The organism is Maledivibacter halophilus, assembly GCF_900167445.1.
GTDB classification, from domain to species: domain Bacteria; phylum Bacillota; class Clostridia; order Peptostreptococcales; family Caminicellaceae; genus Maledivibacter; species Maledivibacter halophilus.
Genome location: NZ_FUZT01000003.1, coordinates 303,387 through 317,854, shown reverse-complemented (window position 1 = coordinate 317,854; position 14,468 = coordinate 303,387). Strand labels below are relative to the sequence as shown.

The 14,468-nt window shown below is 35.8% G+C and carries 15 protein-coding genes; all 15 read left to right on the top strand.

The features are described from left to right. Positions 1 to 5 precede the first annotated feature (5 nt). The 15 genes from B5X81_RS07490 to B5X81_RS07420 all read left to right on the top strand — a co-directional run bounded on the left by B5X81_RS07490 (position 6) and on the right by B5X81_RS07420 (position 14,422). Positions 6 to 3,389 (top strand): phage tail tape measure protein, encoded by a 3,384-nt coding sequence (locus B5X81_RS07490; protein WP_079490620.1) that lies wholly within the window; start codon positions 6 to 8, stop codon positions 3,387 to 3,389. Positions 3,390 to 3,398: 9 nt separating this feature from the next. Beyond that, positions 3,399 to 4,226, top strand: coding sequence for a phage tail family protein (locus tag B5X81_RS07485; protein WP_079490619.1), 828 nt, complete (start codon positions 3,399 to 3,401; stop codon positions 4,224 to 4,226). Between the two features lie 14 nt (positions 4,227 to 4,240). After that, positions 4,241 to 5,023: a hypothetical protein gene (locus B5X81_RS07480; protein WP_208985010.1), complete on the top strand. Its 783-nt coding sequence runs from the start codon at positions 4,241 to 4,243 to the stop codon at positions 5,021 to 5,023. A 14-nt stretch (positions 5,024 to 5,037) separates the two neighbouring features. Then, complete coding sequence (locus B5X81_RS07475) at positions 5,038 to 6,036, top strand: hypothetical protein (RefSeq protein ID WP_079490617.1); 999 nt, start codon at positions 5,038 to 5,040, stop codon at positions 6,034 to 6,036. A 14-nt stretch (positions 6,037 to 6,050) separates the two neighbouring features. Next, positions 6,051 to 7,601 carry a hypothetical protein gene (locus tag B5X81_RS07470; RefSeq protein WP_079490616.1) on the top strand — a complete coding sequence of 517 codons (1,551 nt, stop codon included), beginning with the start codon at positions 6,051 to 6,053 and terminating at the stop codon, positions 7,599 to 7,601. 10 nt (positions 7,602 to 7,611) lie between these two features. After that, a complete protein-coding gene (locus B5X81_RS07465; RefSeq protein ID WP_079490614.1) occupies positions 7,612 to 7,827 on the top strand; it encodes a hypothetical protein in 216 nt (71 codons plus the stop codon). Next, positions 7,828 to 8,913, top strand: a complete 1,086-nt coding sequence (locus tag B5X81_RS07460) for a siphovirus ReqiPepy6 Gp37-like family protein (protein WP_079490613.1) — start codon at positions 7,828 to 7,830, stop codon at positions 8,911 to 8,913. Continuing rightward, positions 8,914 to 9,321 carry a phage holin family protein gene (locus B5X81_RS07455; RefSeq protein WP_079490611.1) on the top strand — a complete coding sequence of 136 codons (408 nt, stop codon included), beginning with the start codon at positions 8,914 to 8,916 and terminating at the stop codon, positions 9,319 to 9,321. Further along, positions 9,314 to 9,997 carry an N-acetylmuramoyl-L-alanine amidase gene (locus B5X81_RS07450; RefSeq protein ID WP_079490610.1) on the top strand — a complete coding sequence of 228 codons (684 nt, stop codon included), beginning with the start codon at positions 9,314 to 9,316 and terminating at the stop codon, positions 9,995 to 9,997. The genes B5X81_RS07455 and B5X81_RS07450 overlap by 8 nt, the downstream gene beginning before the upstream one ends. Positions 9,998 to 10,143: 146 nt before the next feature. Beyond that, a complete protein-coding gene (locus B5X81_RS07445) occupies positions 10,144 to 11,001 on the top strand; it encodes a tyrosine-type recombinase/integrase (RefSeq protein ID WP_079490608.1) in 858 nt (285 codons plus the stop codon). Between the two features lie 12 nt (positions 11,002 to 11,013). Then, positions 11,014 to 11,769: a hypothetical protein gene (locus B5X81_RS07440; protein WP_079490607.1), complete on the top strand. Its 756-nt coding sequence runs from the start codon at positions 11,014 to 11,016 to the stop codon at positions 11,767 to 11,769. A 69-nt stretch (positions 11,770 to 11,838) separates the two neighbouring features. Next, the gene (locus B5X81_RS07435; RefSeq protein ID WP_079490605.1) at positions 11,839 to 12,105 is read left to right on the top strand and encodes a DUF4160 domain-containing protein; all 267 of its coding nucleotides are present in this window, start codon (positions 11,839 to 11,841) and stop codon (positions 12,103 to 12,105) included. A gap of 11 nt (positions 12,106 to 12,116) precedes the next feature. Continuing rightward, the gene (locus tag B5X81_RS07430; protein ID WP_079490604.1) at positions 12,117 to 12,362 is read left to right on the top strand and encodes a DUF2442 domain-containing protein; all 246 of its coding nucleotides are present in this window, start codon (positions 12,117 to 12,119) and stop codon (positions 12,360 to 12,362) included. Beyond that, positions 12,362 to 12,538 (top strand): hypothetical protein, encoded by a 177-nt coding sequence (locus B5X81_RS27760; protein ID WP_208985009.1) that lies wholly within the window; start codon positions 12,362 to 12,364, stop codon positions 12,536 to 12,538. The genes B5X81_RS07430 and B5X81_RS27760 overlap by 1 nt, the downstream gene beginning before the upstream one ends. A 198-nt stretch (positions 12,539 to 12,736) precedes the next feature. Further along, entirely contained in the window at positions 12,737 to 14,422 is a 1,686-nt protein-coding gene (locus B5X81_RS07420) for a hypothetical protein (RefSeq protein WP_079490601.1), read from the top strand. Positions 14,423 to 14,468 lie beyond the last annotated feature (46 nt).

Sequence of the window (14,468 nt, the reverse complement as noted above, 5' to 3'; positions counted from 1 at the left end):
TGTAAGTGGCAAAGGAAATAGGACAATTAAATGTAGTGGTAGGTTTAGATTCTACTGGCTTTCAAAATGGAATAGGTAATCTAAATAGAGAGATGAAGAAGGTTCAGTCTGAGTTTAAACTTGCAAGTGCCGAGATGGGAAAGCATGGTAAGGAATTAGATGGGCTGAAATTAAAGTCAGACAGCCTAACTAAACAAACAGAGCTTCAAAGACAAAAGGTAGAGGCTCTAGAAGCAGCACATCAAAAGTCAGTAGAGACTAAGGGTAAAGATGCTAAGGCAACTCAGGAACTTGAAATAAAATTAAATCAGGCAAGAACTAGATTAGTTTCCATGGAACAGGACTTAAATAGTCTAAATAAAGAGATAGAACTTCAATCCTCAGGATGGTATCAATTAGCCAAAGCTCTAGAGCCTGTTGGACAGAAGATGCAAGATGTGGGCAAGAAAATGGAGTCAGTAGGAAAGGATCTAACTAAAAAGATTACACTTCCCTTAGTTGGTCTTGGTGCTGCAGCTGTTAAAGTAGGGTCTGATTTTGAAGCAGGTATGAGTGAAGTCCAATCTATTAGTGGTGCTACAGGTAATGATTTAGAGAAACTAGAGGAAAAAGCTAAAGAGATGGGTGCTACTACAAAGTTCTCTGCATCTGAATCTGCTGAAGCCTTAAAATATATGGCCATGGCTGGATGGGATACAAATCAAATGCTAGATGGGCTTGAAGGGGTAATGATGCTTGCAGCATCAAGTGGTGAAAACTTAGGTTCAGTTTCTGATATTGTCACCGATGCCCTTACTGCCTTTGGAATGGAAGCCAGACAGGCAGGGGAATTTGCAGACCTACTAGCCAGTGCATCATCAAACAGTAATACAAATGTAGGTTTACTTGGGGAGTCATTTAAATATGTGGCTCCTCTTTTTGGTGCTCTTAATTATTCAGCAGAGGATGCAGCCCTTGCACTAGGCCTTATGGCTAACGCAGGAATAAAAGGATCTCAAGCAGGAACATCACTAAAAACTGCCATAGCAAACTTAGCAAACCCAACAAGTAATATGGCAGGAGCGATGGACGACTTAGGAATATCAATCACTGATGCCAACGGAGAGATGCTTCCATTTAAAAACGTCATGGATGAATTAAGATTAAAGTTTGCTAATCTTTCCGAGGAACAACAAGCCCAATATGCAGCTACTATATTTGGAAAAGAAGCTATGGCTGGAATGCTTTCAATTATTAATGCAAGTGAAGAAGATTATGAAAAACTAACACAGGCCACAAGGGAGTATACAGGAACAGCTAAAGAGATGGCTGAAACTATGGAGGATAATCTTCAGGGGGAGATTACTAAATTAAAATCAGCCCTTGAAGGTGTAGGAATACAAATATTTGAAATCCTAGTTCCACACCTACAAACCCTAGTAGAAAAGTTACAGCTTGCAGTAGAATGGTTTGCAAATCTTAGTCCAGCTACACAAGAAACCATAGTGAAAGTAGCAGCTCTTGCAGCAGCTATAGGACCATTATTAATCCTTGGTGGAAAGCTTATAGGTGGAGCAGGTACTGTTATTAGTGCCTTTTCTAAAGCATCAATAGCTTTGGCTGGATTAAAAACAGGAGCTGCTACAGCTACAGTTGCTACAAGTGGAATGGCTACAGGATTTAGTGCTGCAGGAATAGCTGCTAAAGCAGGAGCCTTACTCCTTAACCCATGGACACTAGCCATTGGAGCTGCAGTAGTTGGAGGGGTTGCATTATATAAACATTTAAGTGAGGAAAATATCCCTGCAATAGAACTATTTGGAGATGAGGTATCGGAATCTACCAAGAAAGCTGTAGGTGGGTTTCTAGAACTAAATGATGAAGCAACTCTAGCTTTAAATCAGCTCTCTTGGAGTGGTCAGGAAGTTACTAAAGAAATGGCAGATGGGATAACATCAAACTTTTCACAGATGGCAGAGCAGGTTCAAGCTGGACTAGATACACACCATGAAGAATCTTTAGGTAAAATACAAGACTTTGTAACGAGCAGTACATCCCTATCTAAAGAAGAACAAGATGAGATTTTAAATAATATGCAAGAAGGCTATGAAAATAGAAAACAAAGTATAGCTGATGGAGAAGCAAGGATAAAAGAAATATTAGATCTAGCATCTACTGAGAAGAGAGCATTAACTAAAGAGGAACAGGAAGAAATAAATAGCATTCAAAGAGAAATGGTGGATACAGGGATTAAGGTTTTATCTGAAAATGAAGTAGAAGCGAAAGCTATTATGGAAAGGATGAAGGCTCAAGCTGGAGAAATTACAGCTCTACAAGCAGCAGAAGTAGTTAAAAATAGTATAGAGCAAAAGGATGGAGCAATCCTTGCTGCTGAAGAACAATACAATGATGTCATTAAAGAAATTATCCGTCAAAGAGATGAAGCTGGAACTATTACTAAAGATCAAGCAGATAAGTTAATAAAGGAAGCTACTCGTCAGAAAGATGAATCCATTAAGAAAGCTGAAGAGATGCATGAAAAAGTAGTAAAGGAAGCAAAGGCTCAAGCTAAAGAACACGTGAATCAGGTAGATTGGGAAACTGGTGAAATTAAGACAAAATGGCAAGTGATGAAAGATGATATATCCACTAAATCAAGACAAATAAAAGAAGATGTAAGTAAGAAATGGGAAGAAATAAAGAAAGATTCATCACAAAAGTGGGAAAACATTAAGACAGATCTAGCAAACAAATGGACTAATATGAAGACAGATACAGCCACTAAAGTGCAGGAAATTAAACAAAATGTATCTAATAAATGGTCTGAAATTAAAACTGATACAGAAAATAAATGGAAAGATATTAAATCTGAAATAAATGAAAAAGCAAATGATATAAAGAGAAAGATAATAGACTCCATAACAGATTCGGAATCAGAATGGGTTAGTAAAACTTCCTCTATGCTTTCCACCACATTAGATAAATTTCCAGCTATGGCAAGTAAAGTATCAGAAGCCTTTTCTACTGTTGTAGGTTCTATTAAAGATGGAATATCTGCATTAGTAGATTGGAATAAGCAAAAGGTGGAGGATAAGAAGGCTACCTTCACTACCGTATTTGAAAACATAACTAAGAATATATCACAAGCAGTATCAGGTGGACCAGCTAAAAACTTTAGTGGAACTAGCTTCTTTCAAGGCGGTCTTACTATGGTAGGAGAACTTGGTCCAGAGCTTGTAGAACTTCCAAGAGGTAGTAAGATATATGATGATAATGTGACTAAAAAGATGCTTTCTGGGGATAAGGGTATAACACAAAATATAGTTATCAACAGCCCTGCTCCATTATCTCCATATGAAACCGCTAGAAAAATTAAAAATGCATCTAAAGAATTAGCTCTTGAATGGTAGGTGAAACAGATGGAAAATTTAATAATTAAAAATACTAAGGGGGAGCAGATTATATTAGGTAATCAGGCTCCGTTTTATTTGGAGAAGATAGACGAAGCCCTTGGAGTTGATATAGAAAGTCAGAAGTCGCCTAAACAAGATGGCTCCACATATATTGACAATACACTAGGCATTAGAGCCATCTCCATTGAAGGGATAATTATTACAAGAAATGAACCTAGAAAAGTGGCTGAATATAAAAGGAAGATGGAGAGGGTGTTAAATCCTAAGTTAGGTGAAGTAACTATTCTCCATCAAGGAAAAGAAATAAAAGCTGTAGTAGAAACTACACCTATCTTTCCAAGTAGTGAAGGAAGCAGAGGACTATTCTATCAAAAGTATTTAATACACTTAATTTGTCATAATCCATTTTGGGTGGATAGTTTTACTGAAAGTAGAGAGATGTCTTATCTTATGGGAGGTATTAAATTTAACTTAAGACTTCCCACCAACTTTTCCAATAGAGGCTTTAGAAGGAAATGTATTAATGATGGAGATGTGGCTACTCCAGTAATTATTGAATTTAATGGTCCAGCTACTAATCCTACAGTTATCAATATGACTACAGGAGAATTTATTAGAGTTAATAGAAGTCTTGGTGAAGATGATGTGCTTTCTATTTCCACTACATTTGGAGAAAAGTATGTAAGGATTAACGGAGATAATGCCTTTCACTATATAGATTTAGATAGTGTATTTTGGAGTCTAACTCCAGGGGATAATATCCTAAGCTATGAAAGTAATAATGACAGCATAAAAACTAGAGTTACTGTTAAATGGAGAAATAGATATATTTAGGAAGGAGGGCTTTAATGGCTGAAAAGTATATGTTCTTTGACTCCATAGATGGAGAAGATGAAAGATTTTATACAGCAGATGAATTTGCAGAGTATTTTAGACAGTTAATATCTAATGGTATCTTTAATGGTGGAGATAATTTAAGAGTAACTACTACTGGAACAGATATGTCCATCAATATAAAGGAAGGCTATGCCTGGATTGAAGGGTATTTATATAAAATTGAAAGTGAGGATTTAAAGCTGACACTTGATGCAGCAGATTCAGTGTTAAATAGAATAGATAGAATTGTAATTCGCCTTGATAAGTCTTTAGATAAAAGATACGTCAAGGCTTTTATATTAAAAGGTATTCCAGCTGAAAGCCCAGTAGCACCCGAGATAACTAGAAATGATAATACCTATGAAATATCATTAGCTCAAGTAGAAATTGTTACTGGGAAGTCGTTTATTGAAGACTATCAAATTATTGATGAAAGACTTAATCATGAGGTATGTGGAATTACAACTCATCTTTTTGAACAGGTGGATACTACACAAATATTTAATGAATGGATAAATTATCTTAACGTTAAAAAGCAAGAAGCTAATCTATCCTTCGAACAGTTTGTATCTAAATGGATACAGTGGGTGGGAGATAAATTAAGTGAGCCTGATGGAGAGTTTTATACTGAATGGAAAAAGTGGTTTAATGAAATACAAGACACAACAAATTTAATTACGAGGACACAGTTTAAAGAACATGAAGATGATAACTCGGCTCACAACAATATAGTAAATGCTATTATATTTGGCTAAAGGAGGGATAAATAATGGGCCTTAAAACGTACACCATGACTAATCCAAATACCTATGAGTGGCTTGATTGGGTAAATGATGAAGGAGCAAAAGCTCTTGTTGATATTAATATCCTAAATCGAGGTTTTAACAGTTCGAGGATTATAATAGCCCTAGCATCTAAAAACAGAAATATGTTAAAAGCACCTTCAAACTTTCAGGCCATAAAGGTAGGTGATCATGGCCATGGCAGAAGAGCTGCAGCAGTTATAGGTTCTGGTATTAATGGAGCAGTCGATGTAAGGGTTAAAAAGCCAGGACTTGAAGGAAATGAATATACAATAGAGGTTATAACAACACCCCTTACAGACCAGCCTTTGACTGCAAATATTATTGGAGAAGAGAGCAAGGATTTAAGAATTATCTTAGCAACAAATAGTGATGGTCTGTTAGATGATGAGGCTAATAAAGCAAGCCTTGTGGCCACAGCAATTGAAAATATACAAATAAGTGGAGAGCAAAACTTTGTAGCAGAGGCCAGTGGTACTGGGGAAGAACCTTTAACAATTGAAGAAATAAAGAAACTATTCCACGGTGGAGTAGAAGGAAAGGATTATGCCTATAAAGTAACAGCTCTAGATGATTCGGGAGAAACCCTAGCATCAGAAATAGTTATTCTAACAGACTGCCATCCCAGTATGAATGACGAGTATTATATTAATTTATCATGGAGTCCTGTGATAGGAGCTAGGGGATATAAGGTATATGGAAGGATAGAAAACTCGGAGGTCGCACTGGCAGAACTAGATGCAAATACAACAAGCTATGATGATGTGATGAGGGATTACTTAGGTGAGAACCCACCCTGGGCTAATACTACAGGATTAAAAAGTAGAATCTGGGAAGGTGAGCTAAATGCTCGTTTCATCTTTGAGATTATCGGGAGAAAACTTCTATTAGATGAAAACACAAAATTAATCGCTCAAGTAACTGAAAAAGACATTGATTTTACAGCATTCGGTGCTGATGCTTAAAGGGAGGGATACAGGTGGACATTAGAAAAAATGAACTTGGAACAATGGAGCAAGGAGTGAGAGTATCCCCTCTACCTTTTGGTTTTGATGGATATATGGGTTTAACTAATCAACTTTATGTTAGTGGTGGTGTTTTAAGTGGACCTCACTATGCTAATGGCAAACCGTCTTATATGCAGAGTTTAGAGTATTCAAGAAAGCTTAATATAACAGGTGGTAGGGTAGGCCTTATTATCAATTTTGCTTTAGGAGTAACGGGTGGATTATTTGTTAATCGTTCGATTGCTCACTATGGGACTTATGTTTTAGAGATGCCAGAAAGCCCAGACAAAGCCTATTTCATTTGGGCAGAGTTAAATAATGATGGTGCGACTATGAGTTTTGGCTATAGTATAAAGAAGAAACTAACGTATTCAAGGTTTGAACCTGAAAACCCTGTAACTGGGGACTATTGGTTTGATATTCCGAGTAACATTATGAAATTGAGAAGAAGTAGAGAAGTTGAGGATGTAAGTGGGGAAATTGTCTTAGAGTATTATTGGGAAGAGGTAAAGAGAGTAATATTAGGGTGGATTGCTCAAGGAACAGATGGCTGTATTTATTCTATGACCAGTTTTCCTCTCCATTACTGGTTTTCAGAGCAGTATCCTGAGCATATTAAATATGATGGCGTTAGTATACAAACCGATGGTAGGTTTATTGCAGAAAATTATGAGCATTGGAAAGATAATGTAGATATCTGCACTAATGTTGCAAACAGCTCTGTAGCTAGAGATGCAATTTATTACGGTGCCGATTTATGGTCATATCCCATTGGACAAAGCAATGAAATGCTGACGGGTAAAATGTTAGTAGGATGGACAGAACAAGAACATGATAAGGGTTTAAATGCTTTTTACTATTCAGGAATTGAAGATGTTGTAAATGATGAAGTAGTATCATTTAAAATCCTTTCAACAGAATTTCTAATGAATAAATTATTGGAAAACTATATCGCCAGGAAGGCTTTGACCAGTAGTTTATTAACAAGCAATTTAATTCTAAGCAATGAAACTTTAATTGAATGGTATAAACAGGATGCACAAAAATATTCATTACTGTTTATAAACATGTGGAAAGATGAAATGTTTACGAACTTTATAGGTGTTAGGGATAGTATTTTTGAGCAAATAAACATAGAGCCCAGTGCAAGCTTTTATTATGAGACTGATAGATTAAGAGTATATGTCAATCCATCATCCACTGCATATAGGTCAGGACAATTTGTTACGGATTCAAAGGTTGATATAACAAAGTATAGTAAGCTGAAGATAGAATGGGAGAGTCTTGCCAGCGGTGTTTATGGGTACGGTCATTTTGGATTGATTGATTCTAAAACTACGGGTGTTCATGATTCGAACTTTAAACTAAGTGTATCAAATAGCTTTGATAGGAAGATTGATGAGTTAGATATTAGTGAACTCACAGGAACTTATCATATAGGAGCTGGTGCTAGAGCTAAGGATAGCACATCAAACACCTATACTAGCAATGTCTATATTTATAAAATCTGGTTAGAGGAATAGAGGTGAAAGCATGGTAACTTTAATACTAAAGGAAATTGATGGAGAAATCCGTGCTGTTGGATATGCTACGCTTAAGTATTCAACAAGCGATCCTGCAATGGTTTTATTTGATACTGAAAAAAGTCAACTTGATGAATTAGCCGGTGAAAATTGGCAAAATAATATTCACCATTTTAAACTTAAATATGGAGATATTGTTTTTGATGAAAACTTGGGAGATAACTAAATGAAACCAATTAGAATATTATCACCAACACTAGATTTACAAGGAGAGGTAGACAACTATCTTTCCTTTTCTTTTTTAAGGAAGTATTACTCCTATGGAGAGTTTCAGCTGGTTACCAATACAAAGGTACAAAACGCTGATAAGCTTGATATCAATAGATTAATCATGCTTGGGGCAGATAAATATAAGGTTGGGGTTATAAGGCACAAAGAAGTAAAGACAAATGAACAAGGAGAGGAAATCTTAACAGTTAGAGGTTATACACTAGGGGCTATTGCAAAACAAAGAATTACTATTCCACCAGATAACCAGGCCGTAGATACAATTGAAGCAGATGCAGAAACAGTTATGAAGCATTATGTAGAAAGAAACTGCTTGCTCATCCCTGGTATGGAATTTCCTAACCTTGAGATTGCTCCAAATAAAAATCGAGGGAAAAGCATCAAATGGCAAAGTAGGTATAAAAATTTAGCTGAAGAATTAGAGAGCATAAGTAGAATTACAAATCTAGGCTGGCACATCTATTTAGATTCTACTTTAAAGAAGTGGATATTTGACATATATAATGGAAGGAACTTTTCAGTAAATCAAGATATCAATCCACCAGTTATCTTCTCTCCAGAGTTTGATAATGTAAAATCCCAGGAATATATAGATAGTTTAGTGGGGTTTGGAAACTATGCTATTGTGGCTGGGCAAGGTGAAGGTGTAAACAGAGAAATAATAACTATAGGAAGTGATGCAACAGGTCTAGATAAACACGTTATCTTTGTAGATGCTAGAGACTTGGAAAGTAGCAATGATTTACCAGATAGAGGAAAGTTAAAGTTATCAGAGCATAAAAGGCTTATTTCCTTTCAATCAGAAGTTATTCCTACTGGACCATTTCAATATGAAAGAGACTGGAACTTAGGTGATATTGTAACAGTCCAGAATAAGGAGTGGGGAATTACAGTGGATGTTAGAATTACAGAAGTAACCGAGGTTTATGAAGCCAGTGGATTTAAACTTAATGTAGTCTTTGGAGATAGTCTACCTACATTAACTGAAAAACTAAAAGCTATGGTAGAAGACAGGAGGGGTTAGATGGATGATATACTAAATTTCATAAAAGCGATATTTACAGCTATCGGAGGATACTTAGGTTATGTACTAGGTGGACACGATAGCTTTTTATATGCCCTTATTGCATTTGTAGTTATTGATTATATAACAGGAGTAATGCTTGCAATAATTAAAAGAAAAGTATCAAGTGCCATTGGATTTAAAGGAATATTTAAAAAGATAATGGTGTTTTTAATGGTAGCTATAGGTCACACAATAGATGCATATCTCATCAAAAATGGTGGTGCAATAAGAACAGCAGTAATATTTTTCTATATATCTAATGAAGGAATAAGTATACTAGAAAACTCTGCAAACATAGGACTACCTATACCTGAGAAACTCAAAGAGATATTGGTACAGCTTAAGGATGGTGAAAAGAATGAATAGAATATGTCTAGATTACGGCCATGGTGGAAGTGACCCAGGTGCAGTATATAAAGCTCGGTGCGAGAAAGATGATGTATTAAGAATAGGACTTGCAGTAGCTAGTGAAGTAAGAAGACATGGGGTTTTGGTAGATGAAACTAGAACTACTGATAGTACTCTAAGTCTTAAGAATAGAAGTGATATGGAAAACAAGAAAACTTATGATTACTTTATATCCATTCACAGAAATGCTTTTAAGCCAGAGGCAGCTCAAGGTGTAGAAACCTTCACTTATATAAATCAAACGGAGAAAGCTAAGAGTTTAGCAGATAAGATACAGAAGGAATTAGTAGCTATCGGTCTTAGGAATAGGGGTATTAAGAAGGCAAACTTCCATGTATTAAGAGAGACAAAGGCACCAGCAGTGTTAGTAGAAATAGGGTTTATAGATAATACTCAAGATAATAAACTATTCGATAACAAGTTTAATGAGATAGTTGAAGGAATTACTAAAGCTATACTTTTACAGCTGGGAGTTGTATATAAGGGATTGACCCAATCACCACCAGCATCAAATAACCAAACACTATACAGAGTAATGGCAGGCTCCTATTCTATTAGAGAAAATGCAGAAAACCAAGTAGCAAAATTAAAGAAATCAGGATTTGATGCTACTATTATGATATTTAAGCCTTAGGTATTTTACCTAGGGCATATTTTTTTAACCCTAGAAAACTTAAATTTCTAATGTAAAACAATAACTAATTATAAGTGAAGATTAACTTGATAATAGTGAGATGTAATTGTAATATGTGACACACGAAGACTAAAGGAGGAGATGAAATGTTGTTAAGTCAAGGCATTAAGGACTTTGTAAGGTATATGAAATTAATTGACAGGTCCAAACAAACCATCACAGGATATGAAAAAGAACTAAATTATTTTGATGACTTCTTAAGTGTAAAACACAACTGCCCAATGTATATAGAGGACATAACACTTCAGGACTTAGAGGACTATTTACTAGATCAAAAGAAAAGAAAGATTTCTACAGCTAGTAGAAGTAGGTCAGTTTATATTTTAAGAAGCTTTTACAACTATTGCACCAAAAAGGACTTAGCAGAGAAAAACCTAGCAGCTTTAATAGAACCAGTAAAGGTGAAGCAAAAGGAAAGGGAGTTTTTAACTGAAGAAGAGTTTGAAAACTTAGCAGCAGCCATAAAGCATCCAACCATTAAAACAGTAGTGCAGACCCTTTTCTACACAGGTGGAAGAATTTCAGAAATAACAGACTTAAAGCTTGAAGAAGTAGACCTAGAAAACAGAGTGGTTCACATCATAGAAGGGAAAGGTGGGAAGGACAGAGACATACCAATAAGCGATAAGCTGCACAGTTTGCTAAAAAACTATTTAGAAAACATTAGAGAAGCAGAATCTGACAGGTTCTTTGCCTTAGAAAGAACAGGTAAAGTTTCACCAACATATGTAAACAGACTTATTAATGAAGCAGTAGATGAAATTGGACTAGAAAAAGAAGTATCAGCCCATGTGTTAAGGCATTCCTTTGGAACTAACCTTTTAGAAAAAGGAGCCTCAGTAGTAAGTATTCAAAAATTACTAGGCCATGCAAGTTTAGCAGTAACTACAAGATACCTGCACCAAGACATGAGTAAATTAAGCGATGCGGTAAATCTACTATAGGAGGGGAAAAGAATGAGTGAGAAAAAGCCAATTTATGATTCAAAAGTAAGAAAGATAATTGAACTATTAAAATTTAAAACTAGAGATGAAGCTGCAGAAGAATTAGGATATAAAACTTATAAGAGTTTAGATATGTATATGAGAAGAAAGAACTTCAGATTTGATGCAGAATCAAATGAGTATGTACCACAGGAGAATAAAGCACATAAACTGGATAGAGACCCTAAAAGCTATGCACCTTCAAAGGTAGTGAACATCATCACTGCCTTTGAGGAAGAAGCCGCAGATCCAAAACTTATAGCAAAGAAGGAAGGCTTTAGAGACCATAAAGAAATGGCAGAATATATGACCAATAAAGGATATGAGTGGAATGCCTACAAGACTAACTATATAAAGACAGTTGGAAAAGTAGAAGAAACAGTAGATGAAAAAATAGAAAAAGCTGAACCAGAACCAAAGACTGCATCAGCACCACCAACAGACATAGATGAGTACATTCCGTTTATAAGATTTCTTTATGAAAAGCGAGATGACATTTACCAGCTTATATCTGGCACCAAAGAAGATGGAACTATTCCAAGATATGTAGTTCCAGGGCTAGTTAGGACTAAAGCAATTTATATGAGTGACATGATAGCAAAACTTGCAGGAGAATTTAGTAAAGAAAAGAACATTACCCAGAGAGAAGTAATGGAAGGAGCTCTTATAGAGTACCTGCAAAAGTATGGCTTTAAAGGAGAAATAGAAACTCTTCTAAAAAATGAATAAATACTTTTTTAAAAGAGGTGGGTTTGTGGTATAATAATAACAAGAAGATTAAAAGGAATTGATGAAAAAATGCCAACGATTAGTATGTTTTATGGGATTATAATTAGAATGTATTGTGCTCCAGAGGAACATAACCCACCTCATTTTCATGCATATTATGCAGAGCACACAGCTACTATAGATATAAATACTTGTGAATTGATAGAAGGCTCGTTACCAAGAAAGCAGCTCAAGCTTGTATTAGCATGGGCAGAGCTAAAACAAGAAGAGCTAAAAGCAAACTGGGAAATAGCGATGAATAGTGAACTGCCTTTTAGAATTGATCCATTAAAATAGGAGGTGGCAATATGTATTTAGCAGTTAAAGAAGTTAAACCTTTAAGGGATTATCAATTAGAATTAACTTTTGAAAACGGTGAGAAAAGAATATTTGATATGAAGCCTTATTTGGACAAAGGTATTTATAAAGAGTTAAAAGATGAGAATAAATTTAAAACTGTAAGAATATCTTTTGATAGTATTGAATGGTGCAACCAAGCAGATATAGATCCAGAGTTTTTATACAAAAAGAGTGTAGAGTGTGTTTTACAATAATGAAAACAGATTCTTTCTCTAAAAGCTTTAAAATCTCAAATATAGAAACGGTTAAAAGATTAGAGGAAGGTAGTAGAAATATAAAACCTCTAAATATTAGTTCAAAAAATGTAATCTCTGAGATGAGAAAACGAGAAGAAAAATTGATAGAAATGCTTAGGTTACACAAATTATAATAAAACCTTTATGAATAATAAGCTTATAAAAACTATAGGTACGAACTATGATACTCATTATATGAATGAGGGGTAAAATAGGTATATAAGAGGCTCTCAACCCTTTGAGTTCAGTGGGGTTAAGGGCTTCATCACATACATAAAAACAGGTCATTTTGTGCTATTAACGCAACAACATTAAGTGTTACATTTGAGGGAATGGAACCAGTAGAAGTTACTTTAGCAGAAGCTTTAGTACACGGGCAAACAGAAGTTACATTTTCTTATGAAGAAGTAGAATACACAGCTACATTAGTTGAAGCTTATGTTGATGAAGCTATAGTAGCAGTAAATGAAGCAGCTAACTATCTTACAATGCAAGCTGCTTTAGAAGCTCCTGAATTAGGATTAGAGTTAGGTGCTTATGCTGACTTCACAGATACTAATAAAGAAACAGTAGCTACAAATGTATTAGCAGCAAGACCAGAAGCTGGGTTTGCTGATTTAGCAGCTATCCAAGAAGCTTTTGATGCAGAAGCAAGTGCAATTGTATCAGATGCCTTCGATACAGCTTTCGCAGCTATTAACGCAGTAACTGTAAATACTGGTGGCGAGATGGAAACTGCTATAAACGCTAATTTTGCTGACTTAGACTTACAAGGACTAGGTGCAGAATATGATGAATTAGCAGCTGCTCAACAAACAAGTGTTGCTGCTGCAGTATTTGCAATTAAAGATGCACTACCAGCTCCAGGTGCAGATAATGATAGACATGAAGATGCAGTTGCAAAAGAATTCTATGATAAAGCAGAATTAGAAGCTGCTTTTGAAGATGATACAGCAATGCCAGCAGCAGCTTTAGCTCAATTAAATGCTGCAGGAGATGCTGCTGCAGTTTTGGTTGCATTTGAACTCGAATCATTAGGGTTGGTATTCCCTGCTGAATACGAAGCAATGAGTGATGATGATAAAACTGCCGTTGCTACAGCTGTTCACGGTGCTGTTGGTGCTTTAACATTAGCACAGGCTCAAGTAGCTCTTGATGATGCTGTACTAGCACAAATTCAAGCAAATGAAGATAATGCAGCATCAAAAGCTGCTTTATTAGCAGTAAATGAAGCAACAAATGCAGTAGAAATGAGATTAGGACTTGAGTCAACTGATTTTGCTACAGCAACACCAAAAGCAGATATTGACGCTAAGAACTATACTTCAGAACAAAAGACTTGGTTAGCAGAAGAAGTTATTGAACTTAGAGATGCATTAGAAGATTATGCTGACGATAATAATAGAAATGCAGAAGCAGTAGCTGGAGTAATCTATGATGAAACAGAATTAGATACTATAGTTACAACTGCAATTGGTACTATTGATGCAAGAATAGCAGCTATTACAACAGCTGAAGCATCACTTGCAGCAATCCCTACTCCAGTAGAAGATTACCAATTAAATGCTGCTCGTGACGGAATTGATGTTGATGATGCAGCAACACCTCTAGCAGCAGAAGTAACTGATGCTAGAACAGATGTTGATGCAGCGGTTACAGCTGGTGCAGTTGAAGCTGACTTAGAAGGAATTGAAGTTCTTACTGCAGCAGAAGCTAAAGTTCAAGAACTTGAATCTGAAATTGCTGTTATTGCAGCAGTGGATGCAGTGAATGCGGCTGATGGAGATACGACTGCTATAAGAGTAGCTCTAACTGCTGAAGAGCTAGGATTAGACGCATATAATGCACTGTCATTAACTGATAAGAATACAGTAGCAGCAGCAATTGATTTAGCAATAGATGATTTACAAGCATATGCTGATGACAATACAAGAAATGAAAATGCACTTGCTAATGAGTTCTACGATTTAGCAGAACTTGAAGCTGCAGTTGTAGAAGCAATAGCAAACTTAGAATAAGGTACTGGGTACAACCCGAACCTTGTCGAAAATGAAATAAAGTGAA